Consider the following 18117-nt stretch of genomic DNA (forward strand, 5'->3'; position numbering starts at 1 on the left):
GGGCGCACGGTGGTGGACTCATGGGAACGGGCCCGGCACGTCCTGGAGACGGCGGGGATCCCGCCCGACCACCTCGCCCACCTCGACCCCCTGACCGGCGGCACCTACAACACCGTCGAGGAACTCCTGCTCACCGACGGCAGCCGCTACGTCCTGAAGGTCCCGCCCGCACGGAGCGTCCCCGGAATGCGACACGAGGTGGAACTCCTCGTCTCCGAGGCGGAGTTCTACCGTGCGGCGGCCCGGGCCCGTGTACCCGCACCGCACGTCGTGGTGGTCGGTGGCGATGACGACGCCGGGCGGCATCTCCTGATGACCGCCTGCCCGGGCGAGCCTTGGGACGACTCGCTCACGGACACCGAACACATGGACCTGCGCACGGAGTTGGGCCGCCAAGTGGCCCGACTCCACGAAGTGACCGGCCCCGGCTTCGGCTACCCGTCCGGCGCCCTCGGCCCCCTCGCCCCCGACTGGCCGACCGCCTTCTCCACGATCTACGACGCCGTACTCGACGACGCCCGCCGCTACCGGGCCAGGCTGCCCCGCCCCGCCGACGAAGTCGCCCGCACGGCCCGGACCGCGTACGGAGCCCTGGACGAGGTCACCGTCCCGCGCCTCGTCCACTTCGACCTGTGGCAGGGCAACATCCTCGTGGACCGCTCGACAGGAACCGCCCGGATCGGCGGCCTCATCGACGGGGAACGCATGTTCTGGGGCGACCCCCTCGCCGACTTCGTCTCTCTCGCGCTGCTCGGGGACATCAGGAAGGACGAGGCGTTCCTGACGGGCTACCGGGAAGCCGGCGGCCGCGCGGAGTTCGACACCCCGGCCCGCCTCCGTCTGGCCCTCTACCGCAGCTACCTCTACCTGATCATGCTCACCGAGACGGTCCCACGGGCGGTGGACGAGGGGAAGAACCGCTGGGTCCAGGAGACCGTGGCCCCCGAACTCGTCGCCGCCCTGGACGAGATCGCCGAGCTGACCTCCCCTTCTTAATTCAGCACGTGAACTAAGGTTCTGAGGAAGGTCGCGCCTGCTGGCCCCACAGAGGTATGTTGCAGGTCGGGCAGGGTTCGAAAGGAGCCACATGGCGGGGCGGAACGGGCGCACGGTGCGGGACCTCAGGCGGGCCAACCGCACGGCCGTGCTGCAACGGCTGTACTTCGACGGACCCCTCAGTCGCTTCGAACTCGGCCCGGTGACGGGCCTCAGCTCGGGCTCGGTCAGCAATGTCGTCGCCGACCTGGTCGCCGACGGCCTGCTGGAGGAGGCCGGCAGCGTCGACTCCGACGGCGGCCGCCCGCGCACCCTGCTGCGCGTCGCACCCACCAGCGGCCACATGATCGGCGTCGACGTCGGCGAGACCCGGGTCCGCGTCGAGCTCTTCGACCTGACCCTCACCGAACTCGCCCGCACGGAACGCCCGTTGGAACAGCAGGGGTACGAGGTCGAGGTCATCGTCGGCCACATCCGCGACGGCATCGCCGAGGTCCTCGACGCCGCCGACATCGCACCCGAGCGCCTCCTCGGGGTCGGCATCGGCGTCCCCGGCATCGTCGAACGCACCCCGGACCAGGGCGCCGTCGTACACGGCCAGACGATCGGCTGGGACGCGGTCCCGCTGGAAGCGCTGCTCCGGTCGACCTCCCAACTCCCCGACTCCGTGCCGTACTTCATCGACAACGGCGCCAAGACCCTCGGCCAGGCGGAGATGTGGTTCGGCGGCGGACGCGGCGCCGGCAACGCGATCGTGGTCCTGTTCGGCTCCGGCGTCGGCGCCTGTCTGGTCACCCCCGAGGTGGAGCACGGGCGGGCCGTCGAGTGGGGGCATCTGACCGTCCGCGTGCGGGGACGCCGCTGCCGCTGCGGTGCGCTCGGCTGCCTGGAGGCTTACGCGGGCGCCGAGTCGCTGCTCGACCGCTGGAGTGAGGCGGGCGGACAGCCGCCCGGGAACGCCGACGAGGAGACGGCGCTCACCGCGATGCTGGCCGCCGCCTACCCGGCCGAGGGGGCCGACCCCGATCCCGTGGCGCTGGCCGTCCTGGAGGAGACCGCCGAGTACCTGGGCGCCGGCCTCTCCGACCTGATCAACCTCTTCCAGCCCGAGCGCATCCTCATCGGCGGCTGGGCCGGCCTCCAGCTCGGCTCGCGCTTCCTGCCCGCCGTACGCCGGCACGCGACCGCGTACGCGCTGCGCCACCCCGCCGAGCGGGTCACCATCGATCTCGGCAGGCTCGGCCCCGACGCGGTCACCGTCGGAGCCGCGATCCTCCCGCTCGCCGACTTCTTCGCCGGCGGCGGCCGCCGCGCGCAACCCGAGCCCGAGGGCCCGACACCGGCCTGGCGCACGGCTCTGGAGGAACGGGCTCCGCACTGACGTCTCGTCCTTGCCCACGGGCACAGCTCCCTCGCAATTTCGGCCATGCGTATTCAGCATGTTCCATGCGGATAACGCATGTGTGCCGCTAGGATGGGTGGTGTGGGACTGTCCTTGGGAGAACGGGTGAGGTCGTCGGTCGCCGCGTTGATGCACGCGACGGGTGAGTCGCAGGCGGATGTCGCCGTGGCCCTCGGCGTGAGCCAGGCGCAGGTGAGCCGCCGCCAGTCCGGCAGTGCCGCCTGGAGCCTGGCCGACTGCGACGCGCTGGCCGCGCACTTCGGCATCGACGTGCTCGACCTGCTGGCCGGACCGACCCGCGCCTGCGAAGGTCTGCCGGTACGGCGGCGTCGTCGCGTCGGCCCGAGGGCGGTGGCCCGATGACGGACTTCGGGGCGATCGACGCGCTCCTTGCGGGGGCCCGTCAGGAGGTGCCGCTGCCTTCCGTGGAGGTGCGGCGCGAACTGCGTGAGGGGCTCAACCTCTCCCGCGCCCAGGTGGCCCAGGCCCTCGGCGTGAGCCCGTCCACGGTTGGCGGCTGGGAGTCCGGGCGGGATCCGGGCGGCGAGGTGCGCGAGAAGTACGCGTACTTCCTGGAAGGGGCCCGGACGAAGCTGGCGGAGCAGGCCGAGGACACCGAGGAGGCGGTCTCCGCCGGCTCCGAGGCGACGGAGGACGACGAGACCGACGTAGACGAAGACGAAGCCGTCACGGACGGCGGGTCCGACGAGGTCGAGGCGCTGGCGACGGCTCAGCCGTGTGTGCTGTGCGGTGGGCCCGCCCTTCATCAGGTGGCCGGCTTTCCGCAGCATCTGGATCCCGCCGAGTGCGGGACTGCGACGGCGCCTGAGCAGCCCGCCGGAGTGGCAGTCGCCGAGCCTGCGGGCCCGCCGAAGTCTCCCGAGCCGACGCGGGTCGTCCCCGTCGGCCGGCGTATGCAGGCCGCCTCCGACACGCCGGACCTGATCGGTGCGGCCGTCTCCGCCGCGCTCGCCCGGCACGAGGGTGACGTCGACGCGGCGACCGCGGCGCTGGTCAAGCGGGCCATTCCGGATGCGATGACGCTGCTGGATGAGACCCGCAAGGGCGGGCGCTACGACATCGTGGCCCACCCCTGGATCCCGGAGATCCTCCGCAAGCAGACCGCGCGCGGTGCCGACCAGGTCTGGGAGGCCCGCCCCAGGTGGGCGCGCGGCGAACTCCCGCCCGGCGCCCACGAGGTGACCGCCCTCGACATCAACGGCGCCTATCTCTCCGCGCTCAAGACCCACCTCCCTATCGGTCAGTTGGAGCACTCCACGGGCTTCGCCCACGACCGCCGCCGCGCCGGCGTCCACCTGATCACCCCGCCGGCCTGGGAGCACGACGCACAGCTGCCCAACCCGATCGGCAACCGCGACGAACCGGGCCCGCTGTGGGTCACCGAACCCACCCTCCGGCTCCTCCTTCGGCTCTCCGGCCCCAAGTACGGCCTCTGCGACCCGCCCGAGATCCACGAGTCGTTCACCTCCGGCGCGACCGAGGGCCTGCTGGAGAAGTTCCGCATCGCGCTGAAGGACGCCCGCGACCGGGCGATCGCCGAGGACGACGAGGTGACGCTGGAGTACGTGAAGGCGATGTACTCCAAGTTCGTCTCGACGATGGGGGAGTCCAACTACAACCGGGAGCTGTACCGCCCCGACTGGATGCACCTGATCCGCTCCCAGGCCTTCGCCAACCTCTGGATGAAGGCGTACAAGGCGCACGAGGAGGGCCTCATGGTCGTCCGCGCCATGGGTACCGACGAGTTGCACGTCATCGGTGACTGGAGGCGTGTCTTCCCGGAGGGCCGCGGAGTTTCCGAGGTGAAGATCAAGGACACGTACACCGTCGGCGAGGACACTGATCCCGTCGCCGCGGGCGAGCACGACGACTGAGTGAGGGAGGCGGCCAAGTGCCGGAACGCACCATCGAGTTCGGCAAGTTCGGTGCCCGGGGCATCAAGGGCAGCGCGGCCGTGGGACGGCAACTGGACGCACTGGCCGGGGGTATCACCACGCCGGTCACCGCGCGCCGCGGCATGCTGGCCCGGCTGCACTACCTCACCCGTTCCGACCACGCGCGCGTGGCGGCGCGTGAAGCGGGCCTGACAGTCACCGACCGCACGCTGAAGGCGTGGCTGGAGGGCCGGCGCACGCCGTCGAAGCGGAACCTGGATAAGATCGAGACGGCATACCGCACGGTCCGCCGCCACAACGTCGCCCGCTACCTCCTGGGCCGCCTCAACCGCCAGGGCCGCGGCACCCGCGTCGAACTGCACCCCCTCAACCAGTCCCAGGTCGACCGCCCCCGCCAGCGCGTGGTCGAATTCCGCACCCTGAACATCCGCCACTGGGACACCATCGTCGAGGCCTGGTCGGCAGGCGACGACCGTGCCCTCGACGACGCGTGGTGCGACCAGATCGTCGACCTCGGCTCCCAGTGGGGCCAGTACGAGTACGTCACCAACGTCGGGTTCGCCGCCTGAGGGAAGATCGCGTGATGAGCGAGATCATCCTGATGTCCGACGCAAGGGTCGCCGCCATTCCCGTCGAGGAGTGCGGCGAACCTCTTGTCGACGTACGCGGCGCCCTGGCGGTCGACGGCCGTGAGCGCGAGGGCTCGCACGGCACTGAGGTCCATCTGCGGCAGGGCGTGCTCGACCGGCTCCTCGAAGCGCAGGTGCTGCTGCCGGACGGCCTGCGTCTGCTGTTCGTCGAGGGGTACCGATTGCCGTCCCTCCAGCGTCACTACTTCGAGAGCTACTCCGGCGAACTGCGCACGCGACACCCCGACTGGTCCGCGGACCAGATCCGCTCGGCGGCCAGCCGCTATGTGTCACCGCCCGAGATCGCACCGCACACGGCTGGCGCCGCCGTCGACCTGACGCTCGCCGACGCGGACGGCCGCGAACTCGACATGGGTACGACCATGAACGACACCCCGGAGACCAGCGCCGGCGCCTGCTACACCCACGCCGACAACATCAGCGACGAAGTCCGCGCCCGCCGCGCGGTGTTCGGCAAGGCGTTGAGCGCGGCCGGTCTGGTGAACTACCCCACCGAGTGGTGGCACTGGTCGTACGGGGACCGCTACTGGGCCCTGATGACGGGCGCGTCCGCAGCGCTCTACGGGCCCAGGGAACTCGGCAACTCCTAGGCGGAGAAGGCGTTCACGCCCGTCAGTTCCGCCGACAGGTCCCACAGGCGCGCCGCCTGCTCGGGGTCGATCGCCCAGTCCTTGACGCCGGCCCGCTCGCCGTCCGCCGGAGCCGGTTCGGCGATGTCGCAGTCGTCCAGGTAGACGCCGCCCATGCCGGCGAGCTGGGGTGAGGTCGCGGCCCATACCTGGGTGGCCGCGCCCTGCGGAGGGGTCTTGAAGCCCTCGGGGTTGAGCGGGTTGCCCTGCTCGTCGATCCAGCCGCGCTCGACCATCTCCTCCTTGGGGAGGTGGCGTTGCAACGGGGTGAGGATGGCGCCCGGGTGGAGCGAGAAGGCCCGTACGCCGGAGTCCTGGGCCAGCTTGTCGAGGTGGACGGCGAACAGGACGTTGGCGGTCTTCGCCTGGCCGTACGCCTGCCACTTGTCGTAGCCCTGACGCCATTGCACGTCGTCCCAGCGCATGCCGGAGAAGTGGTGGCCGCGCGAGGACACGGAGACGACCCGGGCGCCGCCGGGTTCGATGGCCGGCCAGAGGCGGTTGACGAGGGCGAAGTGGCCGAGGTGGTTCGTCGCGAACTGTGCCTCCCAGCCGGGCCCGATCCGGGTCTCCGGGCAGGCCATGATCCCGGCGCTGTCGATGACGAAGTCGACAGTGCGGCCGGAGGCGAGGAAACGCTCGGCGAAGGCGCGCACACTGTCCAGGTCGCCGAGGTCGAGCTCGTCCACCTCGACGCCGTCGATCCCGGCCACGGCCTCCTGCGCGGCGGCGGGGCGGCGGGCGGGCACGACGACCCGGGCGCCGGCCTTGGTGAGCGCACGCGTGGTCTCCAGACCGAGGCCCGAGTAGCCGCCCGTGACGATCGCGAGCTTTCCGGTGAGGTCGATGCCTTGGAGGACGTCGTCGGCGGTGCTGTGGGCGCCGAAGCCCGAACCGATCTTGTGCTGTGCAGTGCTCATATCCGAAACGCTACGAATTGGAGTGCTCTCGAAGTCAAGCGGGCGCCCTGGGCAGAGGAAAGCCCCGACCGGACGGGGGAATCACGGTCGGGGCGGCCAAGTGGTGGGCGCGGATGGCGGTCGCCTCTCGGCGAACGCTCCACAGGGCTTCAGCCGAACGATCGTCCCTGTGGGCAAAAGGTGAGGCCCGGGGACACTGTCCCATCCGCACCCACGGTCTGTTCAACGGGGAACCACCTGGGGGTGTTCCAGTGCCTCCGGTGATGTGAGTCACTGCGGCAGCCGGCGCTCCCCGGCCCAGGCCAGCAGGTCCTCCACCGGCCAGGCGGTGACCACCCGTTCCGCGGGCACCCCGCACTCCTCCGCCCGCGCGCAGCCGTTGATCTGGAAGTCCAGCTGACCGGGCGCGTGCGCGTCGGTGTCGATCGAGAAGAGCACGCCGGCCTCCACGGCCCGGCGCAGCAGACGGCGTGGCGGGTCCAGCCGCTCCGGACGGCTGTTGATCTCCACGGCCGTGCCCGTCTCGGCGCACGCGGCGAACACCTCGTCCGCGTCGAACTCCGACTCCGGCCGAGCGGCACCCCCGTTCCGCCCGATGACCAGCCGTCCCGTGCAGTGCCCGAGGACGTCCGACAGCGGACTGCGTACGGCGGCCACCATGCGCCGGGTCATCGCGCCGGCGTCCATCCGCAGCTTGGAGTGCACGGACACCACCACGACGTCGAGCCGCTCCAGCAGCTCCGGCTCCTGGTCCAGCGAACCGTCCTCCAGGATGTCGCACTCGATCCCGGTGAGCAGCCGAAAAGGCGCCCACGTGGAGTTCAGCTCCGCCACCACCTCCAGCTGCTCCCGCAGCCGCTCCGCCGACAGCCCGCGCGCCACGGTCAGTCGCGGCGAGTGATCGGTCAGCACCGCCCACTCGTGCCCGAGCCGCGCAGCGGCCCTGCCCATCTCCTCGATCGGGCTGCCGCCGTCCGACCAGTCGGAGTGCAGATGGCAGTCCCCGCGCAACAGCGCCCGCAGCCGCTCGCCCCCGGAGACGGCCGGGGCCGCGGCCGCCTCGCCCTCCAGCTTCTCCAGATAGCCGGGCACCCGGCCGTCCAGCGCCTCACGCACGACCTGCGCGGTCTTCGGCCCGATGCCCTTGAGCGACTCCAGGGTCCCGGCGGCCGCCCGCTCACGGACCTCGTCCTCGGGCAGCGCCGTGACCACCCGCACCGCCGTACGGAACGCGCGAACGCGGTACGTCGGCGCCAGGGACCGCTCCAGCAGAAAGGCGATCCGCTCCAGTGCCTCGACGGGATCCATCGCCACCTCCCCCTCCAGAGTTCCCCAGCCCCGCCGGGGCCGCACGAGGAGCGCGCGTACGCCCCTGTGCTCACCCGGCCGGGCGAACACAGGGGCGTACGGGCCCAGGCCGCGCGCGGGGCCGCAGAGGCGCCGATTCGTGGCCGCTCGAAGGGCGACTCGGAGGAGTCGTGATCCGGGGATCGGTTCTACGCTCTATTACATGACCGAAGTCGCGAGCCCCCACATCTCCCACCCACGGATCATGGTGCTCGGGGTACAGCCGGGCACGCCCCCGTTCCGCATCGTGGAGATCGACGGGGAGATGGTCGGAGCGGCGAAAGCCGTCACCGACGTACTGGAAGTGGCCGCCGTGTTCGGCATCACCGTCCACGACCTGGACGACCCGGAGGTGGTGCGCTGGGTGGGCGGCGACAAGTTCACGTGGATGCCCCGCTAGGGCACTCGCTCAGCCGACCGTCCACTTCTGGTTGGCGCCGCCCGAGCAGGTCCAGATCTGCAGCCGGGTGCCGTTGGCCGAGTTGTTGCCCGTCACGTCCAGGCATTTGTTCGCCTGCGGGTTCACGATGTCGTTCGCCGAGGAGATCGCCCACTTCTGGTTCGCACCGCCGGTGCAGTCCCACAACTGGACCGTCGAGCCGTCGGCCGTCCCGTTGCCGGTGACGTCCAGGCACTTGCCGAGCGCGCGGATCGTCCCGTCCGAGCCGACGGTCCACTGCTGGGCGGCGGAGCCGTTGCAGTCGTAGAGCTGTACGGGGGTGCCGTTGGCGGAGTTCGCCGCCGCGACGTCCACGCACTTCCCGGCGAGGCCCTTGATCGCGACGCCGGCGGCCGTGTCGCCCGTGGTCACCGACACCGAGTCCACGACCAGCTGCTGCGGGAAGACGGTGGAGCCGTCGGGGTCGCCGGGCCAGTAGCCGCCCACCGCCAGGTTCAGGATCAGGAAGAACGGCTTGTTGAAGACCCAGGAGTTCCCGCCCAGGTCGGCGGGGGTGCGCCGCTGGTAGACGGTGCCGTCCACCGACCAGGTGATCGAGTCGGGGGCCCAGTCGATGGCGAAGGTGTGGAAGGCGTCGGCGAAGGCCTGGCCGTTCGGCAGCGAGTAGCCCGCGCCTATGCCGCCCGAGCCGGAGTAGCCCGGGCCGTGGATCGTGCCGTGGATGGTGGAGGGCTCGTAACCGACGTTCTCCATGATGTCGATCTCGCCCGAGGCCGGCCAGTTGACCGGTGTGCCGAGCATCCAGAACGCGGGCCACATGCCCTGTCCGCGCGGGATCCTCATCCGGGCCTCGACGTGCCCGTACTGCGCGGTGAACTTGCCGGACGTGTTCAGACGGGCCGACGTGTACTGGCAAGTGCCGTACCAGCACTGGTAGTTGGCCGGGTTCTCGCGCTTGGCCGTGATCACCAGATGGCCCTGGCCGTCGAGGGCCGCGTTGTTGTTGCCCGATGTGTAGTACTGCCGCTCGTGGTTGTTGACGTTGTCGCCGGTCTCGATCTGCCATTTCGAGGAGTCGACGGCCGACCCGGCGGCCCCGTCGAAGGTGTCGGAGAACGTCACGGCGGCGGCCCCGACACTCGGGGCGTCCGCCTGCGCCGGGCCGATCGCGGCGGTCGCGACCAGTGCGGCGGAGAGGGCGGCGAGGAGACATCTGCGGAGCGATCGTGGCGAGACCACGGCTCTCCCTTCCGGCGCACGCGTGCGCCGAGCGAGGTGGGGGGTGAGTGCGTCGCCTCTTGATTTAAGAAGTGAGATAAGGGGGAGTCAATACTTTGGTACAGACCAGGACGGCGGGGTGTGCGACCAGATGCCGTTTCGCCCTGTCAGCGGCCCTTCGTCCCGGCCCGACGCTCGCGTGGGTGGATCGCGCGGTTCAGGCGCCGCCCCAGGGCCAGGTAACCGATCAGTGCTCCGGCGGTGTTGAGGATGACGTCGTCGATGTCGAAGGCGCGGCCGGTGACCAGTGCGCCCTGGGCGAATTCGACCAGGAGCATGACGCTCGCCGTGAGCAGGAGGACGCGCAGCAGGCCACGCACGCGTGGGGCGATGATGGGGACCAGGACGCCGAACGGGATGCCGAGGAGGATGTTCCCGCCGATCTGCCTGGCCGCGTCACGTAGTTCGGGCTGGTCGAGGTAGGCCTTGAGGGAGCGGCCGGGGTGCAGATTGGTGTGGGTGAGGGCCACCGAGGCGGGTGAGGGCTCAAGGGTGATCCGGGCCAGTACGACGGCGAACGCCACCATGAACGCGAAGGCGCACAGCATCGCGAGCAACCGGCCGAGGAAGGCCAGCGGGCGGATCCTACGCCGGGCGGCCGGCTTCGGCTTGGGCGTCGAACTCGGCGTGGGACTCGGCTTCGGCTCGGGCTTGCTCTTCGCGTTGCGCACGCGCAGGGCGGCGGCACGCGATCGTAGGGCGGTCAGGGCCATCCAGTCCTCCGGTCTTCAACTTCCGTACGTGGTAAGCCGATTACCCTCGATCGGGCCGACGATGCCCGGCTGTCGCCCGCCTGTCGCTCGCCGCGACGGACCGGGCGCCGCCGCTGTGGCGGCGCCCGGTCCGGGCGTGTCCGGGACTACGTCCTCAGTGCCTGATCAGGTCCCGTACGTGACATGCACCTCCTTGAAGCCCAGGGAACCCAGCAGCCCTTCGAGCATGTCGGTCGTGTTCGACTCGGCCCGGGTCGTCAGTCCGCTGGTTTTCGCCGCGTCGCCGATGTGCCGGGACGCGAGCTTCTGGACGGCCTGTTCGCTGTTCGGGTTGTCCGAGAAGATGTCGCCGAGCCGGTCGAGGAGACCGCGCTGCTTGGAGACGGTGTAGGAGCGGTCGGGGTCGAGGGCCGGCTTGCCCAGGGCCGCGTGGGGCAGGTTGAGCGTGGCCGAGGTGCGGTCCTCGTTGACCGTCACGTCGCCCTTGTCGACCTTCCCGAGGTCGACATACGCATCGACGGTGCCCGCCCCGATGTACAGGGTGCGGGTGCCGCGGATCGCGTCGGGCAGGAACTTGGCGTCCTTCTCCAGGTCCACGACGACCTGGAAGTTGCCCGACGCGGCGTCGTAACGGCTCATGTCCTGAATGGACTTGAGCAGGGCCGGCCCCGAACGGTCGTTGGTCTCCGTGCCGAACAGGTCCTTCAGCCCCGGCAGCACGCTCAGCCGGAGCCCCGCGAACAGCACGACGAGCACCAGGGCGAAGGCGCCCAGTACCTTCGCCCAGCCGGGCATGCGTTTGGGTGTGCGCTCGCGCTTGGGGGTGCGCTCGATGGAAGTCGTCATCCAGACGGTCCTCCTTCCTACTGCTCGAATTCCCCCCAAAGCCCGTGGCAGACCGAGTTGTTGCCCGATCTACGCTTCTGTCGGAAAGTTGTGACGTTCCGGGCCGCACCCGGCGCTCGGGCCTAGTGGCGCCTCAGCAGGCGATCACCCGACGGGCGCGACCACCACACCCCCTCGCCGTGCGTGAGCCCCGGCAGCCGCAGCTCCATCTCCCGCACCCGCCGGGCCGGAAGCTCGCCGGTGATCAGCCAGGCGGATTCCCCGCCCGTCGTCCCGCCGAACTCGGCACCGAACGAACCGAGTTGAGCCGTCACGGGGGCGAGTGCGTCGAGCGGCACCTCCGCCTCGAAGGCGACGTAGGGCTCGTACAACCGCGTCCCCGCCCGCTCCAGCGCCCGGCGCAGCACGATCGGAGTCAGTCCGCGGAAGTGGGCCGCCGTGCTGATCGGCGCGCAGAACCCGGACCGGACGAGCGTGACCCGGTAGTCCGTGACGGCCGCTCCGCACAGTCCTGTCAGCAGGGTCGCGTGGACGGTGTCCTCGATGGCCTGGTGGAAGGCGCGGGGAAGCGCCCCGAGTTCCGTCTCGTACGTGAACACTCCGCCGGAGCCGCGCTCTCCCGGCTCGACGCGCAGCCCGATCGTCGCCCAGTAGCGGGTGTGGTCGTGCCACGGCAGCTCGTCCCAGGCCTCGCCGACACCGGCCGGCCGCTCCAGGTACCGCACCCGGCTGGGTTCGAAGTCGGCCTCGATGCCGAAGTCCTGGGCGAGCGTGGCCGCGAGCACCTCCTTCTGGACCTCGCCGTACAGGAGCAGTGCGGTGGACCCGGTGGGCGTGGGGCGCGCGTGCATCAGCGGGTCCTGGTCGGCCAGGGTCAGCAGGGCCGAGCGCAGCGGCGCCGCCTGCTCGGGGTGCCGGGCCCGCACGAGGGTCTCCAACGTCGGGGGCGCGAACTGCGGGGCACGGTCCGTGAGTTCGCCGAGGCGGTCGCCCACGCGGACGGCGTGCAGACCGGTCAGCGCGGCGATGTTGCCGGCGGTGAGCGGCCCCGGCCGGCCGGTCACGTCCAGGTCCGTGACCCGGCCGGGGACCTCGGTGGTCCGGCCGTCGGCCTCGCGCCTCAGGAACGTGAGCCGCTGGTGCCGGGCCACCTCACCGTCGTACAACCGCAGATACGCCGTCCGCCTGCCGCCCGGACCGGGACGTACGGCGAACACCGTGCCGCGTGGCGTGCCGTCGCCGTCCGTCGGTGCGGGCGGGATCAGCCGGATCAGGCCCTCGACGAGTTCCCCGACGCCCTGGCCGCCGAGGGCCGAGCCGAAGAGGACGGGGTGGAAGGAGCCGTCGGCGGTGCGGGCGGCGAGAGACTTGCGCAGGTCGTCCGGGGTCGGCTCGGGGCCGTCCACGAGCGCCGCGAGGATGTCCGGGTCGACCTCCGCCAGGGCCTCGGCCGCGCGGGCGCGGACCGCCGGGTCCTGAAGCGGGCAGGGCAGGACGCGGGCGTCGGCCGTCCCGATGTCGGTCACCTCCGTCAGCGGTGCGACGTACGGCGTCAGCCTGCGGCGGATGTCGGCGAGCAGGCCCTCGGCGCGGGCGCCCGTGCGGTCGATCTTGTTGACGAAGACCAGCGTGGGCAGCCGCAGCCGGCGCAGGGTCTTCATCAGGACCCGGGTCTGCGCCTGGACGCCCTCCACGGCGGACAGCAGCAGGACCGCGCCGTCGAGGACCTCCAGGGCGCGCTCCACCTCGGCGATGAAGTCGGAGTGCCCAGGGGTGTCGATGAGGTTGATCTGGGTGTCGCCGACGGTGAAGGCGGCGACGGCCGAGCGGATGGTGATCCCGCGCTGCCGCTCGATCTCCCCGTCGTCCGTTCGGGTGTCACCGGCGTCGACGCTGCCGAGCCGGTCGACGGCGCCGTGGTCGAAGAGCAGCCGCTCGGTGAGGCTGGTCTTACCGGCGTCGACGTGGGCCAGAATTCCGATGTTCACGGTGTGCATGCGTGGTCGAGTCCTCGGGAACCGTCGTCCAGTAGGGGCGCTGGTTGATGCCGAGGAGTCGGCGCATCTGGGGCTCCTGAAGTGAGGGAACTCGGGCGCCCATCATGGCGTGCCCAGGGAGGTCGTCCGCAACCGAAATTTCGGGTCAGTAGCATGAGGCACACGACCCGGAATGATCATGCGAGGAGCGGATCGTGCGAGACATCGCCGTCTTCAGCGGTAGTGCCCATCCCGAGCTGGCGGCGGAGGTCTGCGCGCATCTCGGTGTGCCGCTCAGCCCCACCCGTGTCAGCCGGTTCGCCAACGACTGTCTGGAGGTACAGCTCCAGGCCAACTGCCGGGAGCGGGACGTGTTCCTGATCCAGCCCCTGGTGAAGCCGGTCCAGGAGCACCTGGTCGAGCTGCTGCTGATGTGCGACGCGGCGCGCGGCGCCTCCGCGAGCCGGATCAACGTCGTCATGCCGCACTACTCCTACGCCCGCTCCGACAAGAAGGACGCGCCCCGCATCTCCATCGGCGGGCGCCTCGTCGCCGACCTGATGGTGGCGGCCGGCGCGAGCCGAGTCCTCGCCATGACCCTGCACTCCCCGCAGGTCCACGGCTTCTTCTCGGTCCCGGTCGACCATCTGCACGCCCTGCGGGAACTGGCCGCGCACTTCCGGCAGTACGACCTGTCCCGGACCACCGTCGTCTCGCCGGACCTCGGCAATGCCAAGGAGGCGGCCGCGTTCGCGCGGCTGATCGGCGCCCAGGTGGCCGCCGGCGCCAAGCAGCGGTACGCGGACGACCGGGTGACCATCAGCGATGTCATCGGCGAGGTCACCGGGCGGGACGTCATCGTGCTGGACGACGAGATCGCCAAGGGCAGCACCGTCCTTGAACTCCTGGAGCGGCTGCGCGAGTTGGGGCCTCGTTCCATTCGAGTGGCGTGCACGCACGGGCTGTTCGCGCAGGGCGCGCTCAAGCGGCTGAGCGACCAGCCGGACGTCCTGGAGATCGTGTGCACCAACACGGTGCCGGTCCCCTTCGAGGAGCACACGGAGAAGCTGCGGATCCTGTCCATCGCGCCGGCGCTCGCCGAGGCCGTGCGCCGCATTCACAACGGTGAGTCGGTCAGCGCCCTGTTCGACTCGCCGCGAAGCGAATAGACATGAGGTAGCGATCCGAGGCAGCGGCAATGCTCGGCATCACCAGGTGTCAGGAGGGCTTGCAGTGGCGAAGGCGAAGTTCGAGCGGACCAAACCGCATGTGAACATCGGCACCATCGGTCATATCGACCACGGCAAGACAACGCTCACGGCGGCCATCACGAAGGTGCTGCACGACCAGTTCCCCGAGTTGAACCCCTACACACCGTTCGACCAGATCGACAAGGCGCCCGAGGAGCGGCAGCGCGGGATCACCATCTCCATCGCCCATGTCGAGTACCAGACGGAGCGCCGGCACTACGCGCACGTCGACTGTCCGGGGCACGCGGACTACATCAAGAACATGATCACGGGCGCCGCCCAGATGGACGGCGCGATCCTGGTCGTCGCGGCCACGGACGGGCCCATGCCGCAGACCAAGGAGCATGTGCTGCTGGCCCGGCAGGTGGGTGTGCCGTACATCGTCGTCGCCCTCAACAAGACGGACATGGTGGACGACGAGGAGATCCTGGAACTCGTCGAGCTGGAGGTGCGGGAGCTGCTGACCGAGTACGAGTTCCCCGGCGACGATGTCCCGGTCGTCAAGGTCTCCGCGCTCAGGGCCCTGGAGGGCGACCCTCAGTGGAGCGCCTCCGTGCTCGAACTCCTGGCCGCCGTCGACGAGTCCGTGCCCGAGCCGGTGCGGGACGTCGACCGGCCGTTCCTGATGCCGATCGAGGACGTCTTCACCATCACCGGGCGCGGCACGGTCGTCACCGGCCGGATCGAGCGGGGCATCCTGAAGGTCAACCACGAGGTCGAGATCATCGGCATCCACGAGCAGAAGACCAAGACGACCGTCACCGGCATCGAGATGTTCCGCAAGCTCCTCGACGAGGGCCGGGCCGGCGAGAACGTCGGTCTGCTGCTGCGGGGTGTGAAACGGGAGGACGTGGAGCGCGGGCAGGTCGTCATCAGGCCCGGATCGGTCACTCCGCACCTGGAGTTCGAGGCGCGCGCGTACATCCTGTCGAAGGACGAGGGCGGGCGGCACACGCCCTTCTTCGACAACTACCGCCCGCAGTTCTACTTCCGCACGACGGACGTGACGGGCGTGGTGACCCTCCCGAAGGGCACCGAGATGGTCATGCCGGGCGACAACACGACCATGCATGTGCAGCTGATCCAGCCCATCGCCATGGAGGAGGGGCTGAAGTTCGCCATCCGTGAGGGCGGCCGGACGGTGGGCGCCGGGCAGGTCACGAAGATCATGAAGTGACGTCGTGAAGTGACGGGTGCCCGGTCATAACGCGTCGGACGTGGCCTCGGGCTGCCCCAGGGCCGCGTCCAGCGTCGCCGCCGGGGGCAGCAGCCGGGTGAGGCCGGTGACCTTGAGGATGCGCAGCGTCAGTGGATGCGTGCACACGAGGTGCAGTTGGCCGTCGCGCTCCAGCACCCGGGCCCTGGCCCGGAACAGCAGGCGCAGGCCCGAGCAGTCGAAGAACTCGACCGGCCTGAGGTCGATCACGATCAGCGATCCGGGCCGCGCGGTCACCCTGTCCAGATACGGGATGATCTCCACGGCCGCTGCGATGTCGATCTCCCCGCGGAACTCCAGCACCGTGTGTCCCCGGTGTCGGCGTATGTGCAGGTGCCGGGTGAGCGGCGCAGGTTCCTGCTCCACGACGGCATCGCCTCCAACCGGTTCCCTGAGTGTGCGGGGCCACGGTTCACCGGGGGCCGGGGTGACGACGTGCAGCGAGCGTAGCCGTGTCACCGGGCCCCGGGTGAGAGCAAAACCTATCCCCGCACTGAAAGTTACCCTCGATCGAGCGAATTTGAGCATGTTCGATTGACATATGTCTTCGAATCAACGACCGAAGACTACGACAGGGCGTGCCAGGCCTTGGAAAGCGCTTGGCGGAACTGCTCGGTCTGGTGCGTCGTGAGATCGCGGACCATCCGCTCCTCCAGCTCCCGCACGGGCTCGGCGCAGCGCGTGAGCAGCTCGCGGCCGGCGTCGGTCAGCAGGATCAGCAGCTCGCGGCGATTGCGGGGGTTGCGCTCCCGGCGGACCAGCCCACGGGTCTCCAGTGACCGCACGAGGTCGGCGATGGACTGGGCGGTGACGAACGAGTCGCGGGCCAGCTGTGCGGCCGACAGTCCGTCGTGCCGCTCCAGGACCGTGAGCGCGGTGTACTGGAGGGAGGTGATGCCGGACGGTCTGACCAGGTCGTCCAGGTGTGAGCGCACCACGAGTTCCACCTGCTTGACCATGTACAGCAGGGACGGAGGTGCCTTGGTTGTCTGGGTTGCCTGGGTGCCGACCATGAGAACGAGCCTAGACCATTGACAGGAAACCTGTCTGTAATGAGACTGCGAACCAACAGGAATCCTGTTGGTTGAAATCTTGGCGATGAGGCTGAGGAGTGGTGATGACCGCCTTCGAGATCGAACCCGGAAAGCTGTTCATCGGGGGTCAGTGGCGCGAGGCCGCCGACGGGGCCCGCACCGAGGTGGTCGACCCGTCCCGGGGGCGGGTCGTCACCACCGTCGCGGAGGCGGGCGCCGAGGACGTGGACGCGGCCGTACGCGCCGCACGCGAGGCCTTCGACGGCGGCGCGTGGTCCGGGCTGAGCGGGCGTGAGCGCGGCCGGGTGCTGCACCGCGTCGCCGAGCTGATCCGCGAGAACGCGGCGGAGATAGCCGAACTGGAGAGCCTCGACGTCGGCAAGCCGATCTCGCTGTGCGGCGCGGTCGACGTGACGAACGCGGCCAACGACTACGAGTACTTCGCCGCCCTGGCCTACTCCCTGGACGGCTCCACCCGCGACACGGCCCTCAACGCCCTCGCGTACACCAAGCGCGAGCCCCTCGGGGTCGTCGCCGCGATCACACCCTTCAACTTCCCCCTGATCCTTGCCGGTTCGAAGCTGGGCCCGGCGCTCGCGGCCGGCAACACCGTGGTGCACAAGCCGGCCGACGAGACCCCGCTGAGCGCCCTCTACATGGCCCGGCTGCTCCAGAAGGCAGGCGTCCCGGACGGCGTGGTCAACGTCGTCACCGGTGCGGGCCCGGTGGCCGGCGAGGCGCTGCTGCGGCACAGCGGAGTCGACAAGATCGCCTTCACCGGCTCCACCGCGATCGGCCGCCATGTCGCGAGCGCCGCGGGCGAGGCGCTCAAGCCGGTCACCATGGAACTCGGCGGCAACGCGGCGCACATCGTCTTCGAGGACGCCGACCTGGAGAAGGCGGTCGGCGCGGTCATCAAGGGCTTCGTCTTCAACACCGGCCAGTTCTGCATGGGCGGCCCCCGCCTGCTGGTGGCCCGCCCGGTCTACAGCACCCTGCTGAACATCCTCGCCGACGCCGTCCCCGGCGTACCGCTCGGCGACCCCCGCCTGCCCGAGACCGTCGTCGGCCCGATGGCGGGGGAGAAGCACCTGCGCAAGGTCGAGGAGTACGTCGACCTCGCCCGCAAGGAGGGCGGCCGCATCGTCTGCGGCGGCGAGCGGCTCGACCTGGACGGCGGCTACTACTACAAGCCCACGGTGATCGCCGACCTGTCCAACGACTCCCGCGTCGTCCAGGAGGAGATCTTCGGGCCCGTCCTCACCGTGCAGCCCTTCGACTCCGAGGACGAGGCCGTCGAACTCGCCAACTCCACGCCGTACGGCCTGGCTTCGGGCGTCCAGACGGGCAACCTGACCCGCGCCCACCGCGTCGCCGACCGGCTCCAGGCCGGCATCGTCTGGATCAACGACTGGGCGATGCTCGACCCCGCGGTCCCCTTCGGCGGCGTCAAGGACTCCGGCTTCGGCCGCGAGTACGGGCCCGAGGCCCTCGCCGCCTACACCAAGGTCAAGTCCGTCGTCGTCTCGCTCGACTGAGCGCGT

At 70.3% G+C, this 18117-nt stretch carries 18 protein-coding genes; 10 read left to right on the plus strand and 8 right to left on the minus strand.

The genetic code is table 11. The annotated features are described in order from the left end of the window. The first annotated feature begins 9 nt into the window (after nt 1–9). The 6 genes from AC5DRG_RS47235 (at nt 10) to AC5DRG_RS47260 (ending at nt 5554) form a co-directional block, all read left to right on the plus strand. Nucleotides 10–996 (plus strand): phosphotransferase family protein, encoded by a 987-nt coding sequence (locus tag AC5DRG_RS47235; protein ID WP_491806477.1) that lies wholly within the window; start codon nt 10–12, stop codon nt 994–996. 91 nt (nt 997–1087) lie between these two features. After that, nucleotides 1088–2377: an ROK family protein gene (locus tag AC5DRG_RS47240; RefSeq protein ID WP_491806478.1), complete on the plus strand. Its 1290-nt coding sequence runs from the start codon at nt 1088–1090 to the stop codon at nt 2375–2377. Between the two features lie 102 nt (nt 2378–2479). Further along, nucleotides 2480–2761, plus strand: coding sequence for a helix-turn-helix domain-containing protein (locus tag AC5DRG_RS47245; protein ID WP_491806479.1), 282 nt, complete (start codon nt 2480–2482; stop codon nt 2759–2761). Continuing rightward, complete coding sequence (locus AC5DRG_RS47250; protein WP_491806480.1) at nt 2758–4293, plus strand: helix-turn-helix domain-containing protein; 1536 nt, start codon at nt 2758–2760, stop codon at nt 4291–4293. Before AC5DRG_RS47245 ends, AC5DRG_RS47250 begins: the two co-directional genes overlap by 4 nt. Nucleotides 4294–4310: 17 nt before the next feature. Then, a complete protein-coding gene (locus AC5DRG_RS47255; RefSeq protein ID WP_491806481.1) occupies nt 4311–4883 on the plus strand; it encodes a transcriptional regulator in 573 nt (190 codons plus the stop codon). Between the two features lie 14 nt (nt 4884–4897). Next, nucleotides 4898–5554, plus strand: a complete 657-nt coding sequence (locus AC5DRG_RS47260) for a M15 family metallopeptidase (protein WP_491806482.1) — start codon at nt 4898–4900, stop codon at nt 5552–5554. On the opposite strand, the gene AC5DRG_RS47265 is transcribed toward AC5DRG_RS47260, so the two are convergent. Next, nucleotides 5551–6513 (minus strand): SDR family NAD(P)-dependent oxidoreductase, encoded by a 963-nt coding sequence (locus AC5DRG_RS47265; protein ID WP_491806483.1) that lies wholly within the window; start codon nt 6511–6513, stop codon nt 5551–5553. The genes AC5DRG_RS47260 and AC5DRG_RS47265 overlap by 4 nt on opposite strands. Nucleotides 6514–6783: 270 nt before the next feature. Next, nucleotides 6784–7821 carry a PHP domain-containing protein gene (locus AC5DRG_RS47270; protein WP_491806484.1) on the minus strand — a complete coding sequence of 346 codons (1038 nt, stop codon included), beginning with the start codon at nt 7819–7821 and terminating at the stop codon, nt 6784–6786. Nucleotides 7822–8023: 202 nt separating this feature from the next. Here AC5DRG_RS47270 and AC5DRG_RS47275 point away from each other — a divergent pair, with 202 nt between their 5' ends. Next, on the plus strand, nt 8024–8260 hold the full coding sequence (locus AC5DRG_RS47275; protein ID WP_491806485.1) for a hypothetical protein: 237 nt from the start codon (nt 8024–8026) through the stop codon (nt 8258–8260). A 9-nt stretch (nt 8261–8269) separates the two neighbouring features. Here the strand turns inward: AC5DRG_RS47275 and AC5DRG_RS47280 are convergent, their stop codons facing one another. From AC5DRG_RS47280 to otr(A), 4 genes are all read right to left on the minus strand, one after another. Next, nucleotides 8270–9499 (minus strand): ricin-type beta-trefoil lectin domain protein, encoded by a 1230-nt coding sequence (locus tag AC5DRG_RS47280; RefSeq protein ID WP_491806486.1) that lies wholly within the window; start codon nt 9497–9499, stop codon nt 8270–8272. Nucleotides 9500–9645: 146 nt separating this feature from the next. Further along, on the minus strand, nt 9646–10251 hold the full coding sequence (locus AC5DRG_RS47285) for a VanZ family protein (protein ID WP_491806487.1): 606 nt from the start codon (nt 10249–10251) through the stop codon (nt 9646–9648). 165 nt (nt 10252–10416) lie between these two features. Continuing rightward, the gene (locus AC5DRG_RS47290; RefSeq protein ID WP_491806488.1) at nt 10417–11097 is read right to left on the minus strand and encodes a DUF4230 domain-containing protein; all 681 of its coding nucleotides are present in this window, start codon (nt 11095–11097) and stop codon (nt 10417–10419) included. A gap of 122 nt (nt 11098–11219) precedes the next feature. Then, nucleotides 11220–13094, minus strand: a complete 1875-nt coding sequence (gene otr(A) / locus AC5DRG_RS47295) for a tetracycline resistance ribosomal protection protein Otr(A) (RefSeq protein ID WP_491806489.1) — start codon at nt 13092–13094, stop codon at nt 11220–11222. Between the two features lie 194 nt (nt 13095–13288). On the opposite strand from otr(A), the gene AC5DRG_RS47300 reads away from it, so the two are divergent. Together AC5DRG_RS47300 and tuf are read left to right on the plus strand one after the other, a co-directional pair. After that, entirely contained in the window at nt 13289–14242 is a 954-nt protein-coding gene (locus AC5DRG_RS47300) for a ribose-phosphate diphosphokinase (protein WP_491806490.1), read from the plus strand. A gap of 64 nt (nt 14243–14306) precedes the next feature. Further along, nucleotides 14307–15500, plus strand: a complete 1194-nt coding sequence (gene tuf, locus AC5DRG_RS47305; protein ID WP_491806491.1) for an elongation factor Tu — start codon at nt 14307–14309, stop codon at nt 15498–15500. A gap of 24 nt (nt 15501–15524) precedes the next feature. Here tuf and AC5DRG_RS47310 read toward each other — a convergent pair whose 3' ends face one another. Next, a complete protein-coding gene (locus AC5DRG_RS47310) occupies nt 15525–15905 on the minus strand; it encodes an anti-sigma factor antagonist (RefSeq protein WP_491806492.1) in 381 nt (126 codons plus the stop codon). Between the two features lie 200 nt (nt 15906–16105). After that, entirely contained in the window at nt 16106–16552 is a 447-nt protein-coding gene (locus AC5DRG_RS47315; RefSeq protein ID WP_491806493.1) for a MarR family winged helix-turn-helix transcriptional regulator, read from the minus strand. 104 nt (nt 16553–16656) lie between these two features. On the opposite strand from AC5DRG_RS47315, the gene AC5DRG_RS47320 reads away from it, so the two are divergent. Next, nucleotides 16657–18111, plus strand: a complete 1455-nt coding sequence (locus AC5DRG_RS47320; protein ID WP_491806494.1) for an aldehyde dehydrogenase family protein — start codon at nt 16657–16659, stop codon at nt 18109–18111. The last annotated feature ends 6 nt before the right edge of the window (nt 18112–18117 follow it).

Source organism: Streptomyces sp. JLBG701 (genome assembly GCF_058544905.1).

Bases quoted from the DNA above. Each gene is read 5' to 3' on its own strand.
- AC5DRG_RS47240 (WP_491806478.1), top strand. From the start codon at position 1,088: ATGGCGGGGCGGAACGGGCGCACGGTGCGGGACCTCAGGCGGGCCAAC.
- AC5DRG_RS47250 (WP_491806480.1), top strand. From the start codon at position 2,758: ATGACGGACTTCGGGGCGATCGACGCGCTCCTTGCGGGGGCCCGTCAG.
- AC5DRG_RS47260 (WP_491806482.1), top strand. From the start codon at position 4,898: ATGAGCGAGATCATCCTGATGTCCGACGCAAGGGTCGCCGCCATTCCC.
- AC5DRG_RS47265 (WP_491806483.1), bottom strand. From the start codon at position 6,513: ATGAGCACTGCACAGCACAAGATCGGTTCGGGCTTCGGCGCCCACAGC.
- AC5DRG_RS47270 (WP_491806484.1), bottom strand. From the start codon at position 7,821: ATGGATCCCGTCGAGGCACTGGAGCGGATCGCCTTTCTGCTGGAGCGG.
- AC5DRG_RS47275 (WP_491806485.1), top strand. From the start codon at position 8,024: ATGACCGAAGTCGCGAGCCCCCACATCTCCCACCCACGGATCATGGTG.
- AC5DRG_RS47285 (WP_491806487.1), bottom strand. From the start codon at position 10,251: ATGGCCCTGACCGCCCTACGATCGCGTGCCGCCGCCCTGCGCGTGCGC.
- AC5DRG_RS47290 (WP_491806488.1), bottom strand. From the start codon at position 11,097: ATGACGACTTCCATCGAGCGCACCCCCAAGCGCGAGCGCACACCCAAA.
- AC5DRG_RS47315 (WP_491806493.1), bottom strand. From the start codon at position 16,552: ATGGTCGGCACCCAGGCAACCCAGACAACCAAGGCACCTCCGTCCCTG.
- AC5DRG_RS47320 (WP_491806494.1), top strand. From the start codon at position 16,657: ATGACCGCCTTCGAGATCGAACCCGGAAAGCTGTTCATCGGGGGTCAG.